This is a genomic window from Cellulosimicrobium sp. CUA-896 (assembly GCF_001942335.1).
Classification (GTDB): Bacteria; Actinomycetota; Actinomycetes; order Actinomycetales; family Cellulomonadaceae; genus Cellulosimicrobium.
Genome location: NZ_MKKH01000015.1, coordinates 12,184 through 37,485, shown reverse-complemented (window position 1 = coordinate 37,485; position 25,302 = coordinate 12,184). Strand labels below are relative to the sequence as shown.

The 25,302-nt window shown below is 73.4% G+C and carries 21 protein-coding genes, 1 tRNA gene, 6 pseudogenes and 1 riboswitch; of the genes and pseudogenes, 14 read left to right on the top strand and 14 right to left on the bottom strand.

Annotated features, from left to right (window positions below):
- Window positions 1-83 precede the first annotated feature (83 nt).
- Window positions 84-1,006: pseudogene (locus BJF88_RS06640) on the bottom strand (LLM class F420-dependent oxidoreductase).
- A gap of 69 nt (window positions 1,007-1,075) precedes the next feature.
- Entirely contained in the window at window positions 1,076-1,378 is a 303-nt protein-coding gene (locus BJF88_RS06635) for a Dabb family protein (RefSeq protein WP_075828226.1), read from the bottom strand.
- 39 nt (window positions 1,379-1,417) lie between these two features.
- On the opposite strand from BJF88_RS06635, the gene BJF88_RS06630 reads away from it, so the two are divergent.
- Window positions 1,418-2,311: an LLM class flavin-dependent oxidoreductase gene (locus BJF88_RS06630; protein ID WP_075828225.1), complete on the top strand. Its 894-nt coding sequence runs from the start codon at window positions 1,418-1,420 to the stop codon at window positions 2,309-2,311.
- Between the two features lie 34 nt (window positions 2,312-2,345).
- Here the strand turns inward: BJF88_RS06630 and BJF88_RS06625 are convergent, their stop codons facing one another.
- Entirely contained in the window at window positions 2,346-4,169 is a 1,824-nt protein-coding gene (locus BJF88_RS06625) for an ABC transporter ATP-binding protein (RefSeq protein WP_083648927.1), read from the bottom strand.
- 143 nt (window positions 4,170-4,312) lie between these two features.
- Between BJF88_RS06625 and BJF88_RS06620 the strand changes: the two genes are divergently transcribed.
- From BJF88_RS06620 to BJF88_RS06605, 4 genes are all read left to right on the top strand, one after another.
- The gene (locus BJF88_RS06620; RefSeq protein WP_158068892.1) at window positions 4,313-4,948 is read left to right on the top strand and encodes a TetR/AcrR family transcriptional regulator; all 636 of its coding nucleotides are present in this window, start codon (window positions 4,313-4,315) and stop codon (window positions 4,946-4,948) included.
- Window positions 4,945-5,211, top strand: a complete 267-nt coding sequence (locus BJF88_RS06615; protein WP_255371821.1) for a hypothetical protein — start codon at window positions 4,945-4,947, stop codon at window positions 5,209-5,211. The genes BJF88_RS06620 and BJF88_RS06615 overlap by 4 nt, the downstream gene beginning before the upstream one ends.
- Before the next feature lie 186 nt (window positions 5,212-5,397).
- Window positions 5,398-5,598, top strand: coding sequence for a hypothetical protein (locus tag BJF88_RS06610; protein WP_075828223.1), 201 nt, complete (start codon window positions 5,398-5,400; stop codon window positions 5,596-5,598).
- Window positions 5,599-5,837: 239 nt separating this feature from the next.
- The gene (locus BJF88_RS06605) at window positions 5,838-6,992 is read left to right on the top strand and encodes a cyclopropane-fatty-acyl-phospholipid synthase family protein (protein WP_083648925.1); all 1,155 of its coding nucleotides are present in this window, start codon (window positions 5,838-5,840) and stop codon (window positions 6,990-6,992) included.
- A 39-nt stretch (window positions 6,993-7,031) separates the two neighbouring features.
- Here BJF88_RS06605 and BJF88_RS06600 read toward each other — a convergent pair whose 3' ends face one another.
- A complete protein-coding gene (locus BJF88_RS06600) occupies window positions 7,032-7,484 on the bottom strand; it encodes an MOSC domain-containing protein (RefSeq protein WP_139315945.1) in 453 nt (150 codons plus the stop codon).
- A gap of 119 nt (window positions 7,485-7,603) precedes the next feature.
- On the opposite strand from BJF88_RS06600, the gene BJF88_RS06595 reads away from it, so the two are divergent.
- The 5 genes and pseudogenes from BJF88_RS06595 to BJF88_RS19505 all read left to right on the top strand — a co-directional run bounded on the left by BJF88_RS06595 (window position 7,604) and on the right by BJF88_RS19505 (window position 12,588).
- Window positions 7,604-8,371: a TetR/AcrR family transcriptional regulator gene (locus BJF88_RS06595; protein ID WP_075828222.1), complete on the top strand. Its 768-nt coding sequence runs from the start codon at window positions 7,604-7,606 to the stop codon at window positions 8,369-8,371.
- A 51-nt stretch (window positions 8,372-8,422) separates the two neighbouring features.
- Window positions 8,423-8,549: riboswitch (FMN riboswitch) on the top strand.
- Between the two features lie 170 nt (window positions 8,550-8,719).
- Window positions 8,720-9,420, top strand: a pseudogene (gene pnuC / locus BJF88_RS06590) (nicotinamide riboside transporter PnuC).
- Window positions 9,421-9,556: 136 nt separating this feature from the next.
- Window positions 9,557-10,810: an acyl-CoA dehydrogenase family protein gene (locus tag BJF88_RS06585; RefSeq protein WP_075828221.1), complete on the top strand. Its 1,254-nt coding sequence runs from the start codon at window positions 9,557-9,559 to the stop codon at window positions 10,808-10,810.
- A 102-nt stretch (window positions 10,811-10,912) separates the two neighbouring features.
- Window positions 10,913-12,157, top strand: a complete 1,245-nt coding sequence (locus BJF88_RS06580; protein WP_075828220.1) for an acetyl-CoA C-acyltransferase — start codon at window positions 10,913-10,915, stop codon at window positions 12,155-12,157.
- A gap of 287 nt (window positions 12,158-12,444) precedes the next feature.
- Window positions 12,445-12,588, top strand: coding sequence for a hypothetical protein (locus BJF88_RS19505; protein ID WP_158068891.1), 144 nt, complete (start codon window positions 12,445-12,447; stop codon window positions 12,586-12,588).
- Window positions 12,589-12,649: 61 nt separating this feature from the next.
- On the opposite strand, the gene BJF88_RS23210 is transcribed toward BJF88_RS19505, so the two are convergent.
- The gene (locus BJF88_RS23210; protein ID WP_369824505.1) at window positions 12,650-12,793 is read right to left on the bottom strand and encodes a hypothetical protein; all 144 of its coding nucleotides are present in this window, start codon (window positions 12,791-12,793) and stop codon (window positions 12,650-12,652) included.
- Between the two features lie 179 nt (window positions 12,794-12,972).
- Window positions 12,973-13,050: pseudogene (locus BJF88_RS23205) on the bottom strand (NUDIX hydrolase); the annotation flags it as partial.
- Between the two features lie 220 nt (window positions 13,051-13,270).
- On the opposite strand from BJF88_RS23205, the gene BJF88_RS06570 reads away from it, so the two are divergent.
- A complete protein-coding gene (locus BJF88_RS06570) occupies window positions 13,271-13,681 on the top strand; it encodes a RidA family protein (protein WP_075828219.1) in 411 nt (136 codons plus the stop codon).
- Window positions 13,682-13,839: 158 nt separating this feature from the next.
- Here the strand turns inward: BJF88_RS06570 and BJF88_RS20305 are convergent, their stop codons facing one another.
- From BJF88_RS20305 to BJF88_RS06540, 5 genes and pseudogenes are all read right to left on the bottom strand, one after another.
- A complete protein-coding gene (locus BJF88_RS20305) occupies window positions 13,840-15,507 on the bottom strand; it encodes a glycoside hydrolase family 18 protein (RefSeq protein WP_075828217.1) in 1,668 nt (555 codons plus the stop codon).
- A gap of 220 nt (window positions 15,508-15,727) precedes the next feature.
- Window positions 15,728-17,445: pseudogene (locus tag BJF88_RS06555) on the bottom strand (dipeptide ABC transporter ATP-binding protein).
- Window positions 17,446-17,455: 10 nt separating this feature from the next.
- Window positions 17,456-18,415: pseudogene (locus tag BJF88_RS06550) on the bottom strand (ABC transporter permease); the annotation flags it as partial.
- Window positions 18,408-19,334 carry an ABC transporter permease gene (locus BJF88_RS06545; protein WP_075828216.1) on the bottom strand — a complete coding sequence of 309 codons (927 nt, stop codon included), beginning with the start codon at window positions 19,332-19,334 and terminating at the stop codon, window positions 18,408-18,410. The pseudogene BJF88_RS06550 and the gene BJF88_RS06545, both read right to left, overlap by 8 nt.
- Window positions 19,335-19,416: 82 nt before the next feature.
- Window positions 19,417-21,045, bottom strand: coding sequence for an ABC transporter substrate-binding protein (locus tag BJF88_RS06540; protein WP_139315944.1), 1,629 nt, complete (start codon window positions 21,043-21,045; stop codon window positions 19,417-19,419).
- Window positions 21,046-21,406: 361 nt separating this feature from the next.
- Between BJF88_RS06540 and BJF88_RS19495 the strand changes: the two genes are divergently transcribed.
- The 3 genes from BJF88_RS19495 to BJF88_RS19490 all read left to right on the top strand — a co-directional run bounded on the left by BJF88_RS19495 (window position 21,407) and on the right by BJF88_RS19490 (window position 23,093).
- Window positions 21,407-22,021, top strand: coding sequence for a TetR/AcrR family transcriptional regulator (locus tag BJF88_RS19495; RefSeq protein ID WP_075828215.1), 615 nt, complete (start codon window positions 21,407-21,409; stop codon window positions 22,019-22,021).
- Window positions 22,022-22,192: 171 nt separating this feature from the next.
- The gene (locus tag BJF88_RS06530; RefSeq protein ID WP_075828214.1) at window positions 22,193-22,705 is read left to right on the top strand and encodes a GNAT family N-acetyltransferase; all 513 of its coding nucleotides are present in this window, start codon (window positions 22,193-22,195) and stop codon (window positions 22,703-22,705) included.
- Between the two features lie 79 nt (window positions 22,706-22,784).
- A complete protein-coding gene (locus BJF88_RS19490; protein WP_075828213.1) occupies window positions 22,785-23,093 on the top strand; it encodes a DUF1778 domain-containing protein in 309 nt (102 codons plus the stop codon).
- A gap of 164 nt (window positions 23,094-23,257) precedes the next feature.
- On the opposite strand, the gene BJF88_RS06520 is transcribed toward BJF88_RS19490, so the two are convergent.
- The 3 genes and pseudogenes from BJF88_RS06520 to BJF88_RS06510 all read right to left on the bottom strand — a co-directional run bounded on the left by BJF88_RS06520 (window position 23,258) and on the right by BJF88_RS06510 (window position 25,269).
- Window positions 23,258-23,347: transfer RNA gene (locus BJF88_RS06520), tRNA-Ser, on the bottom strand.
- A gap of 73 nt (window positions 23,348-23,420) precedes the next feature.
- Complete coding sequence (locus BJF88_RS06515; RefSeq protein ID WP_075828212.1) at window positions 23,421-24,509, bottom strand: iron-siderophore ABC transporter substrate-binding protein; 1,089 nt, start codon at window positions 24,507-24,509, stop codon at window positions 23,421-23,423.
- Between the two features lie 8 nt (window positions 24,510-24,517).
- Window positions 24,518-25,269, bottom strand: a pseudogene (locus BJF88_RS06510) (siderophore-interacting protein).
- Window positions 25,270-25,302: the final 33 nt, after the last annotated feature.

The window sequence follows — 25,302 nt, the reverse complement described above, 5'->3', positions numbered from 1 at the left end:
CCCCGGGTCGCACCCTTCACGACGGCGAACGGTGCCCGACCCGGGGCTCGGCGGCTCCCGTCTACGGCGGCTCCCGTCGTGCGTCAGCCCAGCTGGGGCCGGACCTCGTCGGCGACGAGCTGCAGGTGGTCGAGGTCGTGCAGGTCGAGCACCTGGAGGTAGAAGCGCGTGACGCCCTGCTCGGCGGCGGCGGCGAGCGTGTCGGCGGCCTCCGCGACGGTGCCGGCGACGCCGTTGCGGCGCACCTCCTCGGGGTCGCGGCCGATCGCCTCGGCGCGGCGGCGGAACTCGGCCTCGTCCTTGCCGATCGCGATGACGAACGCGGCGGAGTAGACGAGCGAGTCGGGGTCGCGGTCGGCGTCGAGGCACGCGGCGCGCACGTTCTCGATGCGGTCGGGCAGCACGCCCGGGTCGGGGAACGCGACGTTGAACTCGCTCGCGTAGCGCGCCGCGAGCGCGGGCGTGCGCCGGGGGCCGTGGCCGCCCACGATGACCGGGACGCGGTCCTGGGCAGGCTTGGGCAGGGCCGGGGCGTCGACGAGCGTGTAGTGCTCGCCCGAGAAGCTGAAGGTCTCGCCGACCGGCGTCTCCCACAGCCCGGTGACGACGGCGAGCTGCTCCTCGAGGATCCCGAACCGCTTCGCCGGGAATGGGATGCCGTACGCCTCGTGCTCGCGGGCGTACCAGCCGGCGCCGAGGCCGAGCTCGACGCGCCCGCCGGACATCTGGTCGACCTGCGCGGCCTGGATCGCGAGCACGCCCGGGTGACGGAACGTCGCGGACGACATGAGCGTCCCGAGGCGGATGCGGCTCGTCTCGCGCGCGAGGCCCGCGAGCGTCGTCCAGGCGTCGGTGGGGCCCGGCATGCCGTCGCGTCGCCCATGACGAGGTAGTGGTCGGAGCGGAAGAAGGCGTCGAAGCCGAGGTCCTCGGTGGCCTTCGCGACGGCGAGGAGGTCGTCGTAGGAGGCGCCCTGCTGGGGCTCCGTGAAGATGCGCAGGTCGATCTGGGTCATGGCGCCAGTCTGCCCGACGGCGCGGTGTGCCCCGGGCCTGCGAGCGCCGCGGTGCCGTCGTCAGCCCTGGGCGAGCGGGACGAGGTCGAGCTCCTGGAACTCCGCGACCTCCGTCGTCCAGCGGTCGGCGACGAACGACCGGTGCGCCGGGTGGGCGTCGTACGCGGCGTAGGCGGCGTCGTCGTCGAACACCATGGAGAACTGGAAGGACAGCGCGCTCTTCGCGCTGACCTGGCGCGAGACGGTGAAGTCCCGGACGCCGGGGATCGCGGTGAGGGTCCGCCGTGCGTCGGCGAGGAACTGCGCCTCCTCCGGGCTGTCGGGGGCGTGCACGAGACGGAAGGCGACGGTGTGCTGGATCACACCGGCCACCCTAGAGGGCCGCGCCCGTAGAGTCGTGCCATGCGCGTGAGCACCGTGATCCTGCCGATCTACCCGTGGCGCGAGGGCCGCGAGGTGTGGCGGGCGGCCGACGACCTCGGTCTCCACGCCGCCTACACGTACGACCACCTGTCGTGGCGCTCGTTCCGCGACGGCCCGTGGTTCGGCGCGGTGCCGACGCTGGCCGCCGCCGCGGGCGTCACCGAGCGGCTGCGTCTGGGCACGCTCGTGACGTCGCCGAACTTCCGCGAGCCGGTGACGTTCGCGAAGGACGTCATGACCCTCGACGACCTGTCGGGCGGGCGCCTCACCGTCGGGCTGGGCGCCGGGACGACGGGCTTCGACGCGACGGTGCTCGGCGGCCAGCCGTGGCCCCCGGGCGAGCGCGCCGACCGGCTCCGCGACTTCACGGCGCTCCTCGACCGTCTCCTGACCGAGCCCGCGGTGACGCACGACGAGGGCCACTACCGCGCGCACGAGGCGCGCACGATCCCGGGTCCGGTCCAGTCGCCGCGCGTCCCGTTCGCGATCGCGGCCAACGGGCCCCGCGGGCTGCGCCTGACCGCGCGCTACGGCCAGGCGTGGGTGACGACGGGCGACGGCGAGCTGCGCGACGGCGCGACGGCGGCCGACGCGCGCGACGGCGTCCGGGACCAGGTGCGGCGCCTGGAGGAGGCGTGCGTCGACGCGGGTCGGGAACCCGCGACGATGGAGCGCGTGCTGCTGACCGGCTTCACCCCGGACCGGCCGCTGGACTCGGTCGACGCGTTCGTCGAGACCGCCGCCGGGTACGCGGACGCGGGCATCACGGAGATCGTGCTGCACTGGCCGATCCCCGGCACGCAGTTCGAGGCGGACCAGACCGTGTTCGAGAAGGTCGTCGCCGAGGGGGCACCTCAGGTCGCGACGCTCTGACGACCTCGTCGTGCCGCGGACTCGCCGCCGGGAGTCACACGCGGGCGGGCGCCTCGTCGGTCGCGATGCGCAGCGCGGCGACGAGCTCGCGGTAGAGCTCGTCGCTCGCGAGCAGCTCCGTGTGCGTGCCCCGTGCTCGCACCCGCCCCGCCTCCATGACGAGGATGAGGTCGGCGTCGATGACGGTGGAGAGCCGGTGCGCGATCGTGACGACGGCACGCTCGCGCGCCAGCTCGCCGATGACGGTGTGCACGGCGGCCTCGGTGAGCCCGTCCACCTGGGCGGTGGCCTCGTCGAGCAGCAGCACGTCGGGCGCGTGCAGGACGGCGCGCGCGAGCGCGACGCGCTGACGCTCACCGCCGGAGACCGTCGTCCCGACGAGCGACGTGTCCAGCCCGTCCTCGAGCGAACGGACCTTGGTGTCGAGACGCACCTTCGCGAGCGCCGCCCACATCGCGTCCTCGGTCGCGTCCGGGGTCGAGAGCCGGAGGTTCTCGCGGATCGTGCCCGGGACGACGGGCGTCTCCTGCTCGACGTAGGCGAACCGGCGACGGACGTCGTCGTAGGACAGCGCGTCGTACGGCACGCCGTCGAGCAGGATCTCGCCCGACTCGGGCTGGAGGAAGCGCAGCAGCAGCGAGAACGTCGTCGTCTTCCCCGCGCCCGAGGGCCCCACGATCGCGACCTGCCCGCGCCGCGGCACGTCGAGGTCGAGGTCGCGCACGACGGGCTCTCCGCCGGGAAGGTAGCGCGCCGTCACACCGCGCAGCGCGAGCCGCGGGGCGCCGTCGTAACCCGCCTCCGCGACGGTCTCGCGCGGGCTCCGCGCCGCCGGGTCCCGGGCCTCGCCCTCCTCCGTCTCGATGCCCTGGACGTCGCGGATGCGGCCGGCGGCGGCGATGCCCGCCTGCAGCTGGGTGACGTTCATGGTGAGGCCGGTGACCGGCTCGACGATCTGGAACGCGTAGAGCAGGAAGGCGACGAGGCCGGACACGGCGAGGAGCCCCTGGTCCACGCGCCATGCGCCCAGGGCGAGGACGACGATGATCGCGAGCTGGATGCCGCCGCCCGCGATCGTCCAGGCGACCGCCTCGGTCCGCACCGCGCGGACGCTGTGGCGTGCCGACGCCTGTGCGTCGTCCAGCACCCGGTCGACCTGCCGCCCCTCGGCCCGGCTCGCCTTGATCGTCCGGATCGCCCGCAGACCGCCCTCGAGCGTGCCGCCCAGGCTGCCGAGCGACTCCTGCGCGCGCTCCTGCGCCTTGGCGATCCGCGGCATGAGCGCTCCGACGAGCACCCCGACGACGACGATCGCCCCCAGCGTCGTCCCGAGCAGCACGATGTCGAGGACGCCCATGAGCACGATCGTCCCGACCAAGGACACCGCGAGGTTGACGAGGTTGACGAGGCTCGAGGACGCGGCCTCGCGCAGCAGCACCGTGTCGGACGTGACGCGCGTGACGAGCTCTCCGGCCGAGCGTCCCGACACCGCGCCGACGCGGGCGCGGAAGTACCGGCGCACCATGGACGACCGGGCGTCGAGCACGACCCGCTCGGCCAGCGTCCCGAGCAGCACCCATTGCCAGAGCCCGAGCACGAGCCCGACGACGAGGAGCCCGACGAGGGTGAGGACCGCGGGGGTGAGCGACCGACCTGTGCCGAGCGTGTCGAGCACCCACTTCGTCACCATGGGCGTCGCGAGCGTCGCGGCGGTCGTGCCGAGGCCCAGGACGAGGCCGAGCAGGAGCGTGCGTCGGTGCGGTCGCACGAACTCCCACAGCACCCGGAGGCGAGGCAGGAAGGGGCCTGCGGGCGGCGTCGCGGCGTCGGTGGCCGTGCGGTCGACCATGGTGGACATCCGATCTGCTGTCAACCGGGGATGACAGCGCCTGCGGGGTTCGTCGAGCCGCCGGACGCGAAGCGCGTCGGCATCTCAGTGGAACATGAATGTTCCACTCTCGGCAAGATGTGTGCCACTCCCGCGCTCGTTACAGTGAGCGCGTGACGGTACGGACGAGCGGGGCCGCCCCGCGCAGCGACGTGGAGGCCGCGGACGCGGGCGCCCGGGAGACGGCGGCGCGCGCCCGGACCCGCCGTGCGATCCTCGAGGCCGCGGCGACCGTGCTGAGCTCCGACCGGTCCGCGTCGCTGTCCGACGTCGCGCAGGCGGCGCAGGTTGGCCGCACCACCCTCCACCGCTACTTCCCGGAGCGCACCGACCTCGTCGAGGCGATCGCCGCCGAGGCCGTCGAACGGACCCGCGCCGCGATCGCCGCCGCCCGGGTCGACGACGGCGACCCCGCCGCCGCTCTGCGCCGCCTCGCCTTCGAGTACTTCGAGCTCGGGCCCTGGTACATGGTGCTGTTCAACGAGATGGCCGAGGGAGAGACTGCCTTCTGGGCCGACGCCGAGGAGGCGGAGGAGCCCGTCCGGCAGCTCTTGCGGCGCGGGCAGGAGGACGGGGTGCTCGACGACCAGCTCAGCGTCCCGTGGCTGCTGCGCACCCTGTGGTGGATGCTCTTCAACGCGTGGTCGATGGCGGACGAGGGCGACCTGTCCCGCTCCGACGCGCTGCGGATGGCGTTGCGCAGCCTCGAGGGCGTGGCGCTGGCACGCCCCGAGGAGCGTGCGGGATGAGCCGGCTCGTCGCGCGCCTGCGCGCGTGGTGGCGGCGGGCCGACGACGTCCGGACCGGCACGCGCTGGTCGAGCGTCGCGACGGTGCTCGGCGGGGTCGTCGTCGCGCTGGCGTGCCTCACGCTCGTGCTGCGCGGACGGGTGTGGGCCTGGGTACCGCTCGCGGTCGCCGCGGCGGTGGCGCTGCGCGAGGTCCGCTACCTGCAGCGTGTCGCCCGGGGCGGTCGGCGCGGCCCGCGGTACCAGGAGAACGCGCCGCGCTGACCTGGTCGCGGCATCCCGCCGTCGTGGCCGGCGCGGCTCGCCGACGCACGGGCCCCGCGGTGTCATCCGCAGGTCGCACGTCGGCCGAGCGCAGGATCCGTCGGACGGACGACGCGCACGCAGCGCCCGGTGGCGAAGACTGGGTCCCGGCGTCGGGCAGCGGCGCCGTGAGCTCCGGAGGTACCCGTGACCAGCCAGCCCCTCGCCCGCGCGACGACGTCGACGGCCCGTCCCGCAGCCCGCGCCGCCCGCCGTCGCGCCACCGGTGCGGCGCGCCGGACGGTCCCGCCGGTCGAGCGGGCGAACGGCTGGGTCGTCGCCGTCGCCGTCGTGGCCGGCGCGGTGCTGTTCTCCTGGCTCGCGATGAACGCGTTCCTCGGCGCCTGAGCCCAGCCGACCGGAGCGCGTGCCGTCCGTCTCCGGCACCACCTCGGCACGCGCGGGCGACCGCGAGGGCCCCGCGGCGGTGACCCGCGGCCTCCGGGTCGGCGCTCCGCCCCGAGACGGGTTTCGCCCGCGCTGCGCCGGCCCACCCCTCGACGACGGACCGACCCGGGTCTACCGTCGAGGGACGGGCGCCGCCGCCCCGCGGCGAGCGCCCGGCCAACGTCCCGGACGGAGCACCGATGGGCACCACGGACGAGGAGACCGCCGCCGCGACGACCGCGGACGCGCTCGCCGACCCGGTGGTCGACGCGTTCGCCGAGCGCCTGTTCGCGGCGGCGCTCGGCGCGATCGACATGCTCGCCGTCCACGTGGGCGACCGGCTCGGCTGGTACCGCGCGCTGGTCGGGGCGGGACCGCTGACCTCGACCGCGCTCGCCGAGGCCACCGGCACGGACGAGCGTTACGCCCGCGAGTGGCTCGAGCAGCAGGCCGCGTCGGGGTTCCTCGTCGCGGAGGACCCGGGCGCCGGGCCCGCGCTGGACGCCGACCCGGCCGACGTCGCCCGCGAGCGCCGCTACGCGCTCCCCGCCGCGCACGCCGAGGTGTTGACGAACGGGTCGTCGCTCGCCTACTCGGCCCCGCTCGCCCGGTTCCTCGGCGCGGTCGGGCCGCAGCTGCCGCACCTGCTCGAGGCCTACCGCACGGGTGGCGGCGTCTCGTGGGACCAGCTCGGTGACGACGCGCGCGAGGCGCAGGCGGACGTCAACCGGCCGTGGTTCGAGCACCGGCTCGCGCCGACGCTCGCCCGGCTCCCCGAGGTGCACGACGTGCTCTCCCGACCGGGGGCGCGCGTGGTCGACGTCGGCTGCGGGTTCGGCTGGTCGACCCTCGCGATCGCACGGGCGTACCCCGGTGCAGTGGTCCACGGCGTCGACGTCGACCAGCCCTCCGTGGACGCTGCACGGGCCGCGGCGGCCGAGGCGGGGCTGACGGACCGGGTCGTGTTCCACCACGCCGACGCGGCCGAGCTGCGCGCCACCGAGCCGTTCGACGCGGCGTTCGCGTTCGAGTGCGTGCACGACATGCCACGGCCGGTCGAGGTGCTCGACGCGGTGCGGCGGGCCGTGCGGCCCGACGGGGTCGTGGTCGTCGTCGACGAGGCCGTCGCGGACGAGTTCGCGGCCCCGGCGGGCGACGTCGACCGGATCATGTACGGGTACAGCCTGTTCGTGTGCCTGCCCGACGGCCTGTCCGCCCGGCCGTCCGCCGGGACGGGGACGGTCATGCGGCCCGCCACGCTGCGCCGGTACGCGCGCGAGGCAGGCTTCGCGGGTCTCGGGGTGCTGCCCGTCGACGACTTCGCGCTCCTGCGGTTCTACCGGCTCGCGCTCTGAGTCCGCGCCGGGTCCTCTCCGGTCAGCCCTGCGGAGCGGTCAGCCCTGCGGAGCCTCCCAGCGCGCTTCGTCGCCGACGTGGATCGTCCCCGACGTCAGCAGCCGGCACACGACGCCGCCACGGTTGTGCATCGAGCGCATCGCGCCGGGTGCGATCCAGTCGTCGAGGAGCCGGCACGGCGCGGCGATGCGCAGCACCTGCAGCTCGACGTCGCCGAGGCGCAGGAACGAGCCGGGTTTGGTCGGCAGGTCGCCGTGGTCCAGCGTGACGTTGCGCCGGGTGAGGCCGGGGTCGATCTCCTGCCCGAGGGCCTCGGACGCCGCGGCGAGGTCCGCGAGCGTCTGGATCGTCACGTGCCGGTGCTTGGACCCGTGGTAGCGGTCGCCGACGAGGCCGCGCCCCTCCTCCGCCTCGACCTCCGGGACGGTCCGGGTCGGCAGACGGCGCGCCTTGGCGACGTGGAGGGAGTGCACGCGCGGGGTTCCGGTCACCGTCCCACCCTGGCACCGGCGAGCGGTCGGTGCGACGTCGGCGCGGGGTCAGCGCGACGTCGGTGCGACGACGGCGAGGCACCCGGCGTGCGACCGGTACCGGTGTACCGTCGGCAGGCATGACCGACGTCCGCAGCCGCACCCACGCCCAGGCCGTCGACGCAGCGATCGAGCTCTTCACACGCAACGGGTACGAGCAGACCACCGTCGAGGAGATCGCCGACGCCGCGCAGGTCAGCCGCGCCACGTTCTTCCGCCGGTTCCGCTCGAAGGAGGACGTGGTCTTCGCGGACCACGAGCTGCTCCTCGACGAGGTCGTCGTCATGCTCGCGTCCACACGGCCGGTGCCCGACGCCGCGGGGAACCTCGAGCCGGACCCGGCGGTCGACCCCTACCTCGAGGTGTGCCGCGCGGCCCGCCTGGTGTTCGACCACCACGTCGGTCAGCGCGAGACGTCGATCGCGCGGTGGCACCTGCTCCAGCAGGTGCCCGCCCTGCGCGACCGCGAGCTCGTCACCACGCACCGCTACGAGCGGGCGTTCACCGCGTACCTGCGCGACGCCCTGCCGCCGGACAGGCGCCGCTCGACGGCGTCCATCGCGTTCGCCGCGTCCGTGGTCGCCGTGCACAACGCGCTGCTGCGCCGCTGGCTGCGCAACTCTGAGCAGGACCTGCGCCCGCAGCTCGAGGAGGCGTTCGCCGAGCTGCGCCGGGCCGCCGTCGGCCGCGGCCCGGCCGAGGGCGACGCCGCGACGGCCCAGGTCGCGAGCGCCGTCGCCGCTCGCGACGGTGCGTCTCGCGTCGTCGTGACCGTGGTCGAGCCCGGCCCCGACCCGGACGGCGTCGCGGACGCCGTCGCCCGCGCCGTGCGCGACGCCCTCGCCTGACCCGCGGGGAATGCGCGGGTAGGATCGGGGGTTGCAGAACGCAGTACGCACGAACGTGCTCCGGGGTCGGTGCAATTCCGAGCCGGCGGTGACAGTCCGCGACCCGCGCCCTACGCGCGGTTGACCTGGTGGAACTCCAGGACCGACGGTGACAGTCCGGATGGGAGGAAGCACGTGCGGCGCGGCCGTCCCCGCGGGGACGGGTCCGTCGAGCACTCGACGAGCCCGCACCCGAGGCGACCGGCCCCGCCGTGGTGAGCGAAGGCGTCCGGACCTGACGGGCCGCGACCACCCGACGCCCGCCCTCGCCCCGGAGCCCTCCGTGCCCGGGAGGACGAGGGACATCCGATGGACCTGATGGCGCTGTTCGACGCGCAGCTCACGATCGGCGACCAGCACCTGCTGTGGCGCGAGATCGTCGGCAACGGGTTCGGCCTGGCGTCGGCGCTGGGCGGCATGCGGCGCAAGGTGTGGGCGTGGCCCGTGGGCATCGTCGGCAACCTGCTGCTGCTCACGGTGTTCCTCGGCGCGGTGTTCGCGACGCCCAACCCCGTGAACCTGCTCGGCCAGGCCGGTCGGCAGGTCATGTTCGTCGTCGTGTCGGTGTACGGGTGGGTGCAGTGGCGGCGCACCCAGCAGCGGCTGGGTGACGCGGACGCCGACAGCCATGGCGTCTCCGTGGTCCCGCAGTGGGCGACGGCGCGGCAGCGCATCGGCCTCGTGCTCGCCCTGGTCCTCGGCACGGCCCTGCTCACCCCGCTGTTCCGCGCCCTGGGCTCCTTCGAGCCGGTGTGGGCGGACGCCTGGATCTTCATGGGCTCGCTCCTCGCGACCTACGGCATGGCGAAGGGCTGGGTCGAGTTCTGGCTGGTCTGGGTCGCGGTCGACATCGTGGGCGTGCCCTGCTCGTCTCTGCCGGGTACTACGCGTCCGCGTTCATGTACGTGTTCTACGGCGCGTTCACGCTCGTCGGGTTCTTCGTGTGGTGGCGCGTCAACCGGCGCGCGACGGCCGAGGCGGCCGCCGCCGGAGCGCCCACGCTCGGCTGACGCGACGACACGAGCGATACGCCGCTTCACTGATACGGAGTATCGCTTGACCTGAGACGCCGTCTCGGCGCACGATGGGACGAGCAGCGCGGGAGGACCTCCGCGCGCCGTCCGACCGTCGAGCACAGGAGCACCGATGCCCACCCCGCCGATCATGCCCGGTGTCACCGAGCCCGCGTACGACCTCACGACGCCCCTCGACGTCGACTACGCGGGGGCGTTCGCCCACGCCACGGACGCCGACCGCGCCCACCAGCAGCGCGTGCGGCAGTTCGTCCAGGACGAGGTGCTGCCCGTCATCGACGAGTACTGGGAGCGCGCCGAGGTCCCGCTCGGGCTCGTCAAGCGCATGGGCGAGCTCGACCTCCTGCGCGACGGCGTCGACGTCGACGGCCGCGAGCGCGTCAGCCACCTCGGGGCCGGCCTCGCCGCGATGGAGATGTCGCGCGGCGACGGCTCGGTCGCGACGATCTGCGGCGTCCAGGGCGGCCTCGCGCTGCGCTCGATCCAGATGCTCGGCTCCGACGAGCAGCGCGCGCGCTGGGCGGAGCCGATGGCGCGCGGCGAGGTCATCGGGGCCTTCGCGCTCACGGAGCCGACGCACGGCTCCGACTCGGTCTCCCTCGAGACGACGGCCCGCCGCGAGACCCGCGACGGCGTCGAGGGCTACGTGCTGAACGGCGAGAAGAAGTGGATCGGCAACGGCTCGTCGGGCGACATCACGGTCGTGTGGGCGCGCGCCGTCGGCGATGCCGACGACGAGTGGGCGGACGGCCAGGTCCACGGCTTCGTCGTCCCGCAGGACTCCCCCGGCTACACGGGCACGACGATCACCGGCAAGGTGTCGCTGCGCGCGATCTGGCAGGCGCGCGTCGTGCTCGACGACGTCTTCGTCCCCGCCGGGAACGCCCTGCCGGGCGCGCGGTCGTTCAAGGACACGTCGCGCGTGCTGTTCGCGACGCGCCTCGGGGTGGCGTGGGCCGCCGTCGGGCACGCGATCGCCTGCTACGAGACGGCGGTCGCGTACGCGACGCAGCGGGTGCAGTTCGGCCGCCCGCTCGCGGCGAACCAGATGATCCAGGAACGCCTCACGCGGATGCTGTCGACGCTCACGCAGCTCCAGCTCCTCGTGGCGCGCATGACGCAGCACGCGGAGGAGGGCACGCTCACCGGCCCGCAGGCGTCGCTCGCGAAGTACACGTGCACGCGCGGCGCCCGCGAGATCGCGTCGACCGCGCGCGACCTGCTCGGCGGCAACGGCATCCTCCTCGGCAACCGCGTCGCCCGGCACTTCGCCGACATCGAGGCCCTGCACACGTACGAGGGCACCGAGTCGGTGCAGGCGCTCATCGTCGGCCGCGACATCACGGGCGTCTCCGCGTTCGTCTGAGCGCCCGGCTCCCCACCCGCGCCCCGGCGCCGCTCCGCCCCTCCTCGCGGCGCCGGGGCCCTTCTCGTCACCACCTGTAGCCGCACCCCCGGACGGAGCCCCATGAGCAGCGACGCCACCGCCAGCACCGTGCCCGACGGCGCGGCCGTCACCTCCGAGGACGAGGTCACCCCGGTCCTCCTGCACGGCGCGCGGACGCCGTTCGCCCGGTTCCGCGGCGCGCTCGCGTCGCTGTCGGCGGCCGAGCTCGGTGCGCACGCGATCCGCGGCGCACTGGCTGCCGCGGGCGTGCGGCCCGAGCAGGTGGACACGGTGATCGTCGGGCAGGTCGTCCAAGCCGGCGCCAAGCAGGGCCCGGCCCGGCAGGCCGCGATCCGCGCCGGGATCGGCTGGGAGGTCCCGACCGTGACGATCAACAAGCTCTGCCTGTCGGGGCTCACCGCGATCATCGACGCGGCGCGGCTCGTGCGCACCGGCGAGGCGGGCGTCGTCGTGGCCGGCGGCCAGGAGTCCATGACGAACGCCCCGCACCTCGTGCTGGACTCGCGCGCCGGCTTCGCGTTCGGCGACGTCACCATGGCCGACTCGCTCACGCACGACGGCCTGGACGACCCGTTCAGCGGCGAGGTGATGGGCGAGCTCACCGACCGCGGCTGCGCGACGCGCAGCATCGGCCGCCCCGAGCAGGACGCCTACGCGCTGCGCTCGCACCAGCGCGCGGCCGCCGCGCGCGACGCCGGTCGGCTCGCCGAGGAGATCGCGCCCGTCAGCGTGCCTAAGCGCAAGGGCGAGCCGGTCGTCGTCGAGCACGACGAGGGCGTGCGGGCGGACACGACGCTCGAGGCGCTGGAGCGCCTGCGCCCCGCCTTCGTCCCGGACGGGACGATCACCGCGGGGTCGAGCTCGCCGCTGTCCGACGGCGCGGCGGCCGTCGTCGTCGCGAGCCGCGCCTTCGCGAAGCGCAACGGGCTGACCTGGCTCGCCGAGATCGGTGCCGCCGGCCAGGTGGCGGGGCCCGACAACTCCCTGCACTCCCAGCCCGCGCGCGCGATCGAGGCGGCGCTCAAGCGCGAGGGCCTCGCGGCGTCGGAGCTCGACCTCGTGGAGATCAACGAGGCGTTCGCCGCCGTCGCGCTGCAGTCGGTCGCCGACCTCGGCGTCGACGCAGAGGTCGTCAACACGGACGGCGGCGCGATCGCGCTCGGCCACCCCGTCGGCGCGTCCGGGGCGCGGCTCGCGCTGCACCTCGCGCTCGCGCTGCGCCGCCGCGGTGGCGGCGTCGGGGCCGCGGCGCTCTGCGGGGGCGGCGGGCAGGGCGACGCGCTCGTCCTGCGCGTGCGCGACTGACGCGATCGAGCGACGCGAGTCGCACGCCGCGGGTCGACGACGCGATCGAGCGACGCGCTTCGTCCCGCCCAGGCGCCGTGAACCGCGGGACGAAGCGGGAGGAACCAGGGCACCGGCCCGTTTCGGCGCGCGGGCACCCGGGGGTTCGTGCACGCTGATGAACCAGGTTCGGCGCGCTTCGCCGGGCGACGTGTGACGCAGATCGCGTCACGTGTCGCCCCGAGACGCGTCACGGATCGTGTCGGACGCGGTCCTCCTTCCTGGAACACCACGTCGAGAGGACCGCCATGACCGAGACGCTGCCCGCCACGCCGGCCGGCACCGTGCGCCGCGCCACCACCCGCGCGCGACGCTCCCACCTGTCCGCGGTCGCCGCCGTCGCGGTCGGGCTGGTGGCAGGGTTCGCCGCCGGGCCCTTCCTGCTCGGCTGAGCCCCGGTCGCGAAGGCCCCGGGACCTCGTGGTCCCGGGGCCTTCGCCGTGCCCGGGCGCGTCAAGCGCGGCGCACCAGCTCCTCGAGGCGGTCGAGCAACGCGACCTGACCCGAGACGACGAGCCCGCGGGCGCGCGCGAGCGGGAACCACCCCGCGCGGTCGAGCTCGGGGACTCCTGCATCCTCCCGGACCGCGGCGGCCACTCCGCGACGAACGTGTTGCTCGCGATGCTGCTGACGTCGAGGTCCGCCTGACGCGCCCACGCCGTGACGAGCTTCCCGGCCCGCTGGCGCACCGTCCCGAGGTCGAGGTCCGGGACGTCGCTCGCCGGCGCCGGCACGCCGAGCTCCTCGGCGAACTCGCGCAGCGCGGCGGCGTGCGGGTCCTCGTCCGGGTCGATCTCACCCTTGGGGATCGTCCACGCGCCGGCGTCCTTGCGCGCCCACAGCGGCCCGCCCATGTGCCCGATCAGCACCTCGACGACGCCGTCGCGCACACGGTGGAGCACCAGACCGGCCGACTGCTTCATGCCCCCTTCCTACACACCCCGCGCGCGGTCGTCCCGCCGGAGCGGCGTGTCGGCGAGGCGTGTCGGGGGTGCGGCGTAGCGTCGCCGACGGCCGGCCACCCCGGGTCGTCGCCGCCCCGAGGACCGTCGTCGCACACCCAGGAGGCGCAGCATGTCGAGCACGCCGACCGTCACGCACGTCAACCCGCCCGGCCTGCACACGAACCCCGCGTTCTCGCAGGGGACGATCACGGAGACCGGCCGCACGCTCTACGTCGGAGGCCAGAACGGGACCGGCCCCGACGGCGAGATCGTCGAGGGCGGGATCGCCGCGCAGACCGCGCAGGCGCTGCGCAACGTCCTCGCCGTGCTCGACGCCGCGGGCGCGGGCCCCGAGGACGTGGCCCGTCTCGCCGTCTACCTCGCGCCGGAGGCCGACCTCAGGGAGGGTTTCGCCGTCGTCGGCGAGGTGTGGGGCCCGCACCCGGCGGCCGTCACCGTGCTGCGGGTGGGGATCGGCCGCCCCGGCGCGCTGGTCCAGATCGAGGCGGTCGCGGCGGTGCCCGACCGACGGCCCGCCTGACGCCCCTCGCGCCCGTCCGACGGGGCGGCGAGGGGCGCCGGACCTGCGTGTGAAGGCTCCGAGCGCGCCGGCTCAGGCGCAGAGGCCGACCGGGTCCCACGAGCCCCACGTGACGGACCCGGGCAGCTCGCCCGCCGTCCACCACTGGGCGCGGTAGTTCACGCCCGCGCGCGAGACGGTCTGCCCGCCGGTGTACACGGCCTCGCGCGACCACGCGGGGGCGCAGTCCGCGACCTCGACCGCCGGCGCGGTGCCGCACGGCCCGACCTCGACCCACGGGCCCCAGGCGTGCGCGCCCGGCTCCTGGTTCCGCGTCCACCACTGCGCGCGGTACTCGACGCCCTCGCGCGAGACGACCTCGCCGCCCGTGTAGACGCCGGTGCCGTACCAGGCACGGCGCACGCGTCCGCGACGCCCGGGCCGGGCGTCGCCGCGCGCAGCGTCGAGCCGAGCGCGTCGCCGAGCTCGTTGCGGTGGTCGCCCGACAGGTCCCACCACATGGCGCCGCCGTAGCCCTGCGTCGCGACGAACTCCGCCTTGGCGGTCACCGACGCCGGGTCGTCGTAGCTCCACCACTCGTCGCCGTCGTACAGCCACGAGGCGCCGATCTCCGGGTCGAAGAAGCGCTCGCCGTCCTGCGCCTGCAGCTGCGCGTACGTCCGCGTGCCGACGTACCCCTGTGCGGGCTGCCAGCCCCGCGAGCCGTCGTCGACGCCGTACCAGCCGTGCCCGTACGCGGCGAGGCCCGCGTTGAGCTGGCTCGGGTCCGCGCCCGCGGCGGTGTACATCGCCATCGCGCCGTCGAGCCCCAGGCCCCAGTTCTGCGTGCCGTCCGGGTGGAGGTTGCCCTGGTGCCCGGTCTGGTCCGGCACCCACCCGCCGTGGAAGTCGTAGCCCTGGACGTTGAGGAAGTCGACGACGGCGAACAGGCGGGGGTCGAGCCAGCCGCCCTGCCCGGCGTTCCAGCCGCCGGCGGGCGCGAACGCCGTGAGCAGGTAGTCCTCGCCCGTCTCGGCGCCGAGCGCGTCGAGCTCGGCGCGGAACTCCTCCATGAGGAGCAGGAAGTTCTCCTTGTCCTCGGGGCGCGCGTTCGCGGTCTCCCCGCCGGTGACGGGCCACTCCCAGTCGATGTCGATGCCGTCGAAGACGCCCGCCGCCGCGCCCGGACCACCCTTGCCGTCGACCAGGGGGAGGTTGCCCTCGATGTACAGGTCGATGCAGGAGTCGACGAGCGCGCTGCGCCCCTCGGGCGTCGAGGCCGCCTCGGAGAAGTGGTCGGACCAGGTCCAGCCGCCGAGCGAGACGAGGACCTTCGTGTCCGGGCTCAGAGCCTTGAGCTTGCGGAGCTGGTTGAAGTTGCCCGCGAGCGCCTGGCCGGGGCGGTCGGCGACGCCGTCCACCGAATCCTCGGCGTCGACCTCGGCGACGAAGTCGTTGAGCGGGTCGCCCTCGCCGGGGACGTCGGCGATGTCGCACACGAGGTCCGCGGTGACGTTGCCGAACGCGTAGTTGATGTGGGTGAGGTCCTCGATCGCGCCGGTGCGGACGAGGTCGGCGACGTGGAAGTCGCGCGTCACGCGCGAGTCGGCCATGACGTAGCCGACGCTGCGGTAGCCGTTGATGTCCGCGGGGCCGTCGGCCGCCGCGGCGGGCCGTGCGGACGGGAGCGGCGCGGCGGCGGCCGGCGTCGCGAGCAGGCTCGCGACCAGAGCGCCGGCGGCGACGAGCGCCGCGCCGGCGGCTCGGCTGCGGGCGCGGCGCGGTGGGCGGCTGACCGGGTGCTGAGGGGGGTGCGCGTGCAGCGCTGGGGACGGTCGGTGCGACATGAAGGCCTCGTTGCTCTTCCTGGCCCGCCAGGGCGATTTGTTCGGACTCCTGCACACTAGCCAGGTCGTCGCCTATTACGCCAGGGTCCGAACGAAACCATCGCGTCACGACTCGATGTCGACCGCGTTTCCGGCCGCCGAGCACGCCGGCCGTGCGCGAGGGGCTGCCGACGACGTCGCGAGACCCTCGCGCACGGGTCGGTCGAGCCGACCCCGCTCCTCAGGCGTCCGACGCGCTCACCACGAGGCCGGCGCCCGGGATCGCGGTGAGCAGGTCGCGCGTGTACTCCTCCCGCGGGTGGTCGAAGACTCGTCGGTCGGCGCGTGCTCGACGACCTTCCCCGACCTCATCACCACCACGGAGTCCGCGATCTGCCGCACCACGGCGAGGTCGTGGGTGATGAACAGGTAGGCCAGCCCCAGCTCGCGCTGCAGCTCGGCCAGCAGCTCGAGGATCTGCGCCTGCACGAGCACGTCCAGGGCGGAGACGGCCTCGTCGAGGACGATCACCTCGGGCTGGAGGGCGAGCGCCCGGGCGATCGCGACCCGCTGCCGCTGCCCTCCGGACAGCTGGTTGGGGAACCGCCGCACGGCGGACTGCGGGAGGGCGACCATGTCGAGCAGCTCCCGGACGCGCGCCTCGCGCGACCGGCGGTCGCCCACCTTGTGCAGGCGCAGCGGCTCCTCGAGCGTCCGGTAGACGGAGAACTGCGGGTCGAGCGAGCCGTAGGGGTTCTGGAACACCGGCTGGATGCGGCGACGGAACGCCATCTGGCGACGACCGGTGAGCATGGCGATGTCGTGCCCGTCGAACTGCACGCTCCCGGAGGTGGGTTCGAGCAGGCCCAGGACCATGTTCGCGGCCGTCGACTTGCCGGACCCCGACTCCCCGACGAGGGCGAGCGTGCGCCCCCGCGCGAGCGAGAAGCTCACGTCGTCCACCGCGGTGAACTCGCGCGTGCCGGGTCCGTGGCCGCGGAGCCGGAACGTCTTGGTGAGGTGCGCGGCGACCACGATCTCGTCCCGGCGCGGCTCCGGATCGCCGGAGTGGCGCGCGAGCTCCTCGTCGCTCGGCCGACCGTCCGCGTGCGCGACCTCGATGCGGCGCGACGCCAGCGACGGCGCGGAGGCCACGAGCCGTCGGGTGTACGGGTGCCGGGGGTCGGTCAGGATCTGGCGTGCCGGCCCGGACTCGACGACCTGGCCGCGGTACATGACGACGAGGTGCTCGGCACGCTCCGCGGCGAGACCGAGGTCGTGCGTGATGAACAGGACCGCGGTCCCCATCTCCTGCGTCAGCGTGTCGAGGTGGTCGAGGATCTGCCGCTGCACCGTGACGTCGAGGGCGGAGGTCGGCTCGTCGGCGATGAGCAGCCGGGGCCGGGCGGCCAGGCCGATCGCGATGAGGGCGCGCTGCCGCATGCCTCCGGAGAACTCGTGCGGGTACTGCGAGGCCCGCCGCCCGGCGTCGGGCAGGCCCGCCTCGGCCAGGAGCTCGGCGACGCGGGCCCGACGCTCGGCCCGCGACCCGCGGAAGCCGTTCGCGCGCAGCGCCTCGTCGACCTGGGTGCCGATCTTCCACACCGGGTTGAGGTTGGACATCGGGTCCTGCGGGACCAGGCCGATGAGGTCGCCGCGCAGCGCCTCGACGTCACGGCGTCCGAGGCCGACGAGCTCGCGGCCCGCGAACCGGATGCTGCCGCCGGTGACCTTCCCGGTGCCGGGCAGCAGGTCGATGATCGCGTGCGCCGTCGTGGACTTCCCGGAGCCGGACTCGCCGACGATCGCGACGGACTGCCCCGGGTAGACGGTGAGGTCGGCGCCGCGGACGGCCTGGACGGAACCCGCGTCCGTCCTGAAGGACACCTCGAGGCCGCGGACCTCCAGCAGCGGGGCCGTGGGGTCGACGTCGGGGGTGGGGGGCGTGGGAGCGCTCATCGGGTGCGGGCCTCGGGTCGAGGGCGTCGCGCACGACGTCGCCCATCATGATGAAGCCGAGCACCGTGAGGGCGAGCGCACCGGCCGGGTAGAGCAGGATCTCGGGGTTGGTGCGGATCGCACCCTGCGCCTGCGAGATGTCCCCGCCCCAGGACACTGTCGAGGGAGGCAGACCGATGCCGAGGAAGCTCAGGGTGGCCTCCGCGACGATGAACGTGCCGAGGGCGACGGTCGCGTAGACGATGATCGGCGCCGCGGAGTTCGGCAGCACGTGCCGGAGCAGGATCGCGGTCCGGCCCATCCCCAGCGAGCGCGCGGCGGTGACGAACTCGTTGTTCTTCACCGACATGACCGTGCCGCGGGCGATCCGCGCGATCGACGACCACCCGAAGGCGGCGAGCACGACCGCGACCGTGAGCGCCGTCCGCTCCGTCGACACGCTCATGATGACGATGGCCGCGAGCACCAGCGGGATCGCGAAGAAGATGTCGGTGAGGCGGGACAGCAGGGTGTCGGCCCAGCCGCCGAGGTAGCCGGCGACCGCGCCCATCAGGGTGCCCACGACCACGACGAACGTGGTGGTGAGCACGCCGACCGTGACGGAGGCCCGGGCGCCGTGCATCGTGCGCGAGAAGATGTCGCACCCCTGGCGGTCGAAGCCGAACAGGTGGCCGCCGCGCGGGCCGGCGAGCGCGTCGGACAGCGAGCAGGTGCGCGGGTCGATCGAGGTGAACACCCCGGGGAACGCCGCGACGGCGAGGACGAGGAGGATGACCGCGCCGGACACCCAGAACAGGGGCCGACGGCGCATCCCGCGCCACGCCTCGCGCCAGAAGCCGGACGGGGCGGCCGTGGAGGCGACGGCGTCGACGGCGCCGAGGCCGCCCTCGTCGAGCGGGAGGGCGACGTGCTCCTGGCCGGGCCTCGGTGCGGTGCGCACCGGCGTCGTCGTCAAGTGGGTCTCAGGCATAGCGGATCCTCGGGTCCAGCGCGGCGTACAGGAGGTCCACGACCAGGTTCGCCGCGATGTAGACGAGGACCAGGACGGTGGTCAGGGACACGACGGTGGCGTTCTCGCCGCGGGTGATCGCGTCGTAGAGCGTCCCGCCCACGCCGCGGATGTTGAAGATGCCCTCGGTCACGATCGCCCCGCCCATCAGCGCGCCCAGGTCGGCGCCCAGGAACGTGATGACCGGGATCAGGGAGTTGCGGAGCACGTGGCGGCCGGTCACCTGCGTGCGGGACAGGCCCTTGGCGCGCGCGGTCCGGACGAAGTCCGCGGTCAGGTTCTCCTGGACCGAGGTGCGCGTGAGGCGCAGCACGTAGGCGAACGAGGTCGCGGCGAGCACGATCGCCGGCATCAGGAGGCTGACCAGGTCGGGGTCCCGCCCGGCGGTGACCGGCAGCCACCCGAGGTTCACGCCGACGACGATCTGCATGACGAAGCCGATGACGAACGTCGGCACGGCGATCACGAGGAGGCTGAGGACCAGCACCGTGGAGTCGAACACGCCGCCCTTGCGCAGGCCCGCGAGGAGCCCGAAGCCGACGCCGAGGACCGCCTCGATCACCAGGGCCATCAGGGCGAGCTGGAACGTCACCGGGATGGCCTGGGCGATGACGTCGATGACCTCGCGACCGGTGAAGGTGACGCCGAAGTCGAGCGTGAAGATGCCCTTGAGGTAGAGCAGGTACTGCACGATGAAGGGCTCGTCGAGGTTGAACTCGGCCCGGATCTGCTCCTGGACGGCGGGCGCGAGCCCGCGCTCGCCGCCGAGCGCGGCCACCGGGTCACCGGGGCGCAGGAACACCAGGGCGTACAGCAGGAGGGTGGAGCCGAGGAACACGGGGACGACCTGCAGCAGTCTGCGGCCGATGTACCAACGCATGGGGCGGTGTCGCTTCCGTCGTCACGATCCAGGGGCGCAGCGGCCACGGCGCCGGGAGGTCCCGGCGCCGTGGCTGCCGGCCTCACTCGGCCTTGGTGACCTGGTAGAGGATCGGGTCGGAGTCCCAGCCGAACTCGACGTTCTCGACCGTGTCGGCCCAGCCGCCGGTGGCGTTGGAGTACCACAGGGGGAGTGCCCGGCAGGTTCTCGAACAGGATCGTCTCGGCGTCCATGTACAGCTCGACCGCCTGCTCCGGGTCTCGGCGCTGTTCGCCTCGGTCAGGGTCGCGTCGAAGTCGGCGTTCGACCACTGGCCGTCGTTCGAGCCCGCCCCGGTGCCGTAGATCGGGCCGAGGAAGTTGCTCATGGCCGGGTAGTCCGCCTGCCAGCCGCCGCGGAACGGGCCGGGGACGGAGCCGGAGTCACGGGCGTCGAGGTACTCGTCGAACGTCGGGTACGGGAAGAACTCGCAGCCGATCTCGAGGACGGTGCGGATGTTGTTGCACACCGCGTCCACCCAGGTCTGGTGGTCGGAGTCCGCGTTCGACGCGATCTGCAGCGTGTAGTCGCCGACGGGCTCGATCGCCTCGGCCTCGCCCCACAGCTCGGCGGCCAGGTCGGCGTCGTACTCGAGGACCTCGTTGCCCGGGATCTCCTCGGTCCAGCCGTCGATGACGGGCGAGGTGAAGTCGGTCGCCGGGGTCCGCGAGCCGGCGAAGATCGTCTCGGTGACCTCGTCCCGGTCGATCGCGTGGGAGATCGCCTGCCGGCGGAGCAGGCCGGCCTCGCCCTGGAACTCGGGAAGCCACTCGGGGACCGTCAGGGTCTGGATGACGGCGGCGGGCTGGTTGACCGCACGCCCCTCGAGCTCGTCCTCGAACGTCGCGAAGGCCGAGGACGGCACGTTCTTGATGATGTCGAGCTGCCCGCCGAGCAGGTCGTTGTAGGCGGAGTCCTCGTCGGTGTACGCGATGAGCTCGAGCCCGCCGTTGGCCGGGGTGCGCTCGCCCGCGTAGTCCGGGTTCGGCACCAGCGAGATGAGCGAGTCGTGCTCCCACGTCTCGAGCATGTACGGGCCGTTGCCGACCGGCGCCTCGCCGAACGCCTCCGGGTCGTCGAAGAACGCCTCGGGCAGCGGGAAGAAGGCGGCGTACCCGAGGCGGATCGGGAAGTCCGACTCCGGCTGCGTCAGGTTGACCACGAGGGTGGACTCGTCCTCGACGACGAGGCCGCCCTCCTCGATCAGGGAGGTGTTGGCGTCGTACGAGAAGCCCTGGATCGGCTCGAAGAAGTACGACAGGTTCTGCGCGTTGTCGAGCGCGGCGCCGTAGTCCCAGGCGGACGCGAAGCTCTCGGCCGTGACCGGCGTGCCGTCGGTGAACGTCCAGCCGTCCGCGATCGTGATCGTCCAGGCCTGGTTGTCCTCGGACTCGATCGACTCGGCGACCTCGTTGTGCACGCCGCCCTCGGCGTCGTAGTACACGAGGCCCGAGAAGATGTTCTGCACGGTGAGCGAGCCGTTGGTCTCGTTGGTCATCGTCGGGATCAGCGGGTTCTGCGGCTCGCCGTTGCTGACGGTGACGACGCCGGTGCTCGAGCCGCTGCTGCTGGCGTCCTGGGCGTCGTCGTCCGAGCCGGACGAGCACGCCGTCAGAGCGAGGACGCCGCTCAGCCCGAGGGCCGTGAGCGCGGCAAAGCGCCTGTTTCTCATGAGTTCCTCCGATGCGAGGCGGCGTCGGGTGTGCCGCCGTCGGATGACCGCCGCCGGAATCCGGTCGAGCGCGTCACGATCCGATGATGTGGACCCGGGGATGCTATGTCCGGGATCGGGCCTCTCCTGCCCGATTCTTCGGCCCCGACCGCGGTTGTTATCCATCCGCGATCGACGTTTTACGCGCACGACACACAACACTTCGAAACGATACTGGTCATTCTTGTCCGGGCGCTCTCGCGTGCGCGTATACCCCACGTCGAGCCGTTTGGTAAGGGGTTCGTCAGGGTCTTCCTGGGGAGCCCACGAGGGGTTATGGTCACCTTCCACGCGACCTCGATGCGCCAGGAGAAGGCCCGCTGTGACATTTTCTGCCACCCCCGCCCCGCGGGGGTCCGCAACGAAGAAACGCATTCTTGAAGCGGCGGACGAGCTCTTCTACGAGCACGGCATCAAGAATGTGAGCATCGAGGACGTCGTCGAGAGAGCGTCCACCACCAGGATGACCTTGTACCGGCATTTCTCGTCGAAGGACGATCTCGCGGTGTCCTTTCTCCAGCGCCGTTCGGCCGACGACCGACGGACGGTCGAGTCGCTCACCGCGCGCGCCGCCGGCAACGGCACGGAAGCGCTCATGCTCCTCGCGAGCGCCATCGGCCTGGAGACGTCCGCGCCCTCGTTCCGCGGATGCCCGTTCCTCAGCGCCGCCGGCGGGTTCCGCGACCCCGACCACCCGGTCCGCCGCGTCGTCGACGACCACCGCGCCTGGTACCGGGGCATGGTGCTGCGCCTGGTCCGCGCGGCAGGCGTGCGCGACCCGGCCGGAACGACGGACCGCATCGTGATGCTGCGCGACGGCGCGATGGTCCGCGGCTACCTGGGGAACGCCACGGGCCGGTTCACCTCCATCGAGCGGGCGATGCAGGCGCTGCTGGCCGACGGTTCGCCGGCGCCCGCCGGGACGGCATCGCCCTGACGGAGGGCACCGTGCCCGCGGCGACCCGCCCCCGATCAGCCGGCGGTAACCGGCTCCGGGGCAGGGTGCACCTCGAGCAGGTCGCGCACCTTCGTTCGGGCCGCAGTGTCACCGCTCCCCTCTACGGTGCCCACGGCAGCTCGCCCGTCGATGCGGAAGGCACTCTGCAGGATGCTCATCACGCGGCCGTTCGACTCCGCGGCTCTCAAGCTCCATCCGTTCAGCTGCGGCGAGCCGGAGCTCGATACCTGGCTGGCGAGGTATGCGCGGCAGAGCGAGAAGAAGGACAACGTCCGCACGACACTCCTCCTCGACGAGGAGCAGGGCCGCATCGCCGGCTACTACTCGATGCGCACGTTCGAGCTCTCGGCTGCCGACGGCGCGTCGGCCACCGGACGTAGCCGCCGCTACCCGGTACCGGCCATGCTCATCGCTCGCCTTGCCGTCGACCGCGACTACCAGGGACACGGTGCCGGCCGCCTGCTGCTCTTCGATGCGCTGCAGAAGCTCCTGGCTGCGGCGGACCACGTCGGCTTCGAGATCGTGGTCGTCCACGCTCTGCACGAGTACGCCGCCTGCTTCTATCTCAAGCACGGGTTCCGGCGGTTCCTCGATCACGATCTCAGCCTGTTCCTCACCACGGGGGACCTCCGCGCGACCTTCGCTGCTCCAGATCCCGATTGATCCGTACGCACCAGGTACGTACGATGGCCGTACGTCGGGCGCGCTGCAGCGCGCCGGCTCATCGCGACAAGGAGTAGAGATGCCTACCGCGAACGCGCGGTCCGAACGCCTCAACATGAGGGTTTCACCCGAAGCACTCGCGACGATCCGCGAGGCAGCCGCAGCACAGCAGCAGGACGTGTCCGCATTCGTGCTCGGCGCGGCGATGGAGCACGCCCGCGAGGTCCTTCTCCGTGACCGTGTCATCCAGCTGACTCCGCGAGAGCTCGACCAGGTCGACGCAGCGCTCGATGCTGAGCCTCAGGTCATCCCGGAACTCGCTGCGCTCATCGCGGCAGTCCGGCGAGACACGCCGCAGCACGGCAAGAAAGAGCTGACGTCGCGCTGAGCGGCGAGAGGCTGACGAGTCGAGGGCGGTTCCGGAATGCTCTGGGGCCGCCCTTCGTCATGCGGCTGGCCCGCGAGGTGGCACGCGCCCAGCGAGTGGGGACGAAGGCCGGGTACGACGAAGGGCCCCACAGCCGCGGAATCTCGCGGGTGGGGCCCTTCGGGTGGCGGTAGCGGTGGGATTTGAACCCACGGTGGACTTTCACCCACACACGCTTTCGAGGCGTGCTCCTTAGGCCGCTCGGACACGCTACCTCTGCCGGTGAACCCGGCCGAAGCAGGATACCTGCTCCGACCCCAGGACACCGAATCGGCGTCCTGGTGCGGCTCACCGCGGGCGTCGGCCGCCCTCACGGGACGACCGACGCCACGGGTCACTGCCGCCGAGAGCCTCGGCGAACAGCGGCACGACATTGTCGATCGCGTAGATCACCGCGGTCGGGGTGCCGAGCGAGAAGGCGTTGGACAGGTCCTCGTCGTCGAACACCACGTACCGGCCGTCCGCGACGGAGGGGACGGCCTGGAACAGCGGCTGCTCTTCGACCTCGGCGGCGGTGAAGCCGATCGGCTGGATGACGGTGAGGTCGGCGTCGAGCAGGTCGAGGTTCTCGGTGCCGAGGTTGACGGAGAACTCCTCCCCCGCGGCCTCGTCGATCTCGGGCTTGGTGACGAACCCGAGGGACTGCATGAACTCGCCGCGGCTCGAGGTCGACACGTACGCGCCGAAGCCCTCTGCCCAGTACGAGCCGATGACGGCGGTCTTGCCCTCGAAGTCGGGGTTCTCCTCGCGGACGGCGGCGAACGCGTCGTCGACCTCGGCGAGCAGCTTCTCGCCGGCGTCGCTGCGCCCGAGGGCGGCGGCGATCATGTCGACCTGGTCCTCCATGGGCGTGAGGTACGCCTCGCCGCCCTCGGGGACGCCGACGGTGGGCGCGATCTCGGACAGCCGCTCATACCGCTCCGGGTCGCCCGACGACTTCACGTCGAGGATGACGTCGGGCTCGAGCACGGCGATCTGCTCGTACGACGGCTCGAGCGTGCCGATGATCTCCGGCGACTCCGTGTACGCGTCCTCGAGCCACGGCCCGACGCCGTCGCCGCCGAACGCGAGCCAGTCGCTCGCCCCGACGGGCTCCACGCCGAGCGCGAGCGCCGTCTCCGCGTCGCCCCAGCCGAGCGCGACGACGCGCGTCGGCTCCTCGGGGATCTCGACCTCGCCGAAGGCGGTGTCGATGGTCACGGGGAACGCGTCGGCCGCCGCCTCGCTCTCCGTGCCCGACGGCGAGGCGTCGCCGCCCCCGGCGTCGTCGCCCGAGTCGCTGGAGCAGGCCGCGAGCGCCAGCAGCGCGACGGCGGCGGCACCGGCGACGGCGGCGCGACGGGTCGCGGCGGCGCCGCGGTGGGTCAGTGCGTTCATGTTCTTCCTCAGTCCTCGAAGATCTGACCGATGGGCTGCCGCTTCTCGGCCTGGAACCGGTCCTCGGCGCGTCCGTACGCCCAGTACCCGGACAACGACAGGTCCTCCCGCGGCACGCCGCGGGAGGCGAACACGCGGCGCAGGGCCTTCATGGCCTCGCGCTCGCCGTGCGCGAAGACGCACACGCGCCTGCGCGCCACGGCAGCGCGTCGACCGCGTCGGCGAGCAGCGTCGTCGTGCCCGCGGGTGCGTCGCCGCGGAACAGCCACCGCACGTCGACGCCCGCCGGGGCGTCGAGCGGCTGCACGTCCGCCTCCCTCGCGACCTCGACGAGCGCGGTCCCGACGGCGTCGCGCGGCATCGCCTCGAGCGCGGCGGCGATCGCCGGCAGGGCCGAGTCGTCGCCGGCGAGCAGGTGCCAGTCCGCCGTGGGGTCAGGGGTGTACATGCCGCCAGGGCCGGCGAAGACGATGCGGTCACCGGGGCGCGCGCTCGCCGCCCACGGTCCGGCGATCCCCTCGTCGCCGTGCACGACGAAGTCGATCGCGAGGCGTTGCGCCGCCTCGTCGACGTGCCGCACGGTGTACGTGCGCGTGACCGGCAGGTCCTCGGGCGCGAGCGTCTCGCGCAGCGCGGCGACGTCGTACGGCGGTTCGAGCTTGAGCTCCGGCTTGGCGAAGAAGATCTTCACGTACTTGTCGGTGCTCGCGTTGGTCGTGAACGAGGCGAAGCCGGGCCCGCCCGCGACGACGCGCACCATGTGCGGCGCGAGCCATGAGGTCTCGAGGACCTC

Coding starts and splice junctions, on each gene's coding strand:
- BJF88_RS06630 (WP_075828225.1), top strand. CDS start 1,418: ATGCGCGTGAGCACCGTGATCCTGCCGATCTACCCGTGGCGCGAGGGC.
- BJF88_RS06625 (WP_083648927.1), bottom strand. CDS start 4,169: ATGTCCACCATGGTCGACCGCACGGCCACCGACGCCGCGACGCCGCCC.
- BJF88_RS06615 (WP_255371821.1), top strand. CDS start 4,945: ATGAGCCGGCTCGTCGCGCGCCTGCGCGCGTGGTGGCGGCGGGCCGAC.
- BJF88_RS06605 (WP_083648925.1), top strand. CDS start 5,838: ATGGGCACCACGGACGAGGAGACCGCCGCCGCGACGACCGCGGACGCG.
- BJF88_RS06595 (WP_075828222.1), top strand. CDS start 7,604: ATGACCGACGTCCGCAGCCGCACCCACGCCCAGGCCGTCGACGCAGCG.
- BJF88_RS06585 (WP_075828221.1), top strand. CDS start 9,557: ATGCCCACCCCGCCGATCATGCCCGGTGTCACCGAGCCCGCGTACGAC.
- BJF88_RS06580 (WP_075828220.1), top strand. CDS start 10,913: ATGAGCAGCGACGCCACCGCCAGCACCGTGCCCGACGGCGCGGCCGTC.
- BJF88_RS19505 (WP_158068891.1), top strand. CDS start 12,445: ATGACCGAGACGCTGCCCGCCACGCCGGCCGGCACCGTGCGCCGCGCC.
- BJF88_RS06570 (WP_075828219.1), top strand. CDS start 13,271: ATGTCGAGCACGCCGACCGTCACGCACGTCAACCCGCCCGGCCTGCAC.
- BJF88_RS20305 (WP_075828217.1), bottom strand. CDS start 15,507: ATGTCGCACCGACCGTCCCCAGCGCTGCACGCGCACCCCCCTCAGCAC.
- BJF88_RS06545 (WP_075828216.1), bottom strand. CDS start 19,334: ATGCGTTGGTACATCGGCCGCAGACTGCTGCAGGTCGTCCCCGTGTTC.
- BJF88_RS06540 (WP_139315944.1), bottom strand. CDS start 21,045: ATGAGAAACAGGCGCTTTGCCGCGCTCACGGCCCTCGGGCTGAGCGGC.
- BJF88_RS06530 (WP_075828214.1), top strand. CDS start 22,193: ATGCTCATCACGCGGCCGTTCGACTCCGCGGCTCTCAAGCTCCATCCG.
- BJF88_RS19490 (WP_075828213.1), top strand. CDS start 22,785: ATGCCTACCGCGAACGCGCGGTCCGAACGCCTCAACATGAGGGTTTCA.
- BJF88_RS06515 (WP_075828212.1), bottom strand. CDS start 24,509: ATGAACGCACTGACCCACCGCGGCGCCGCCGCGACCCGTCGCGCCGCC.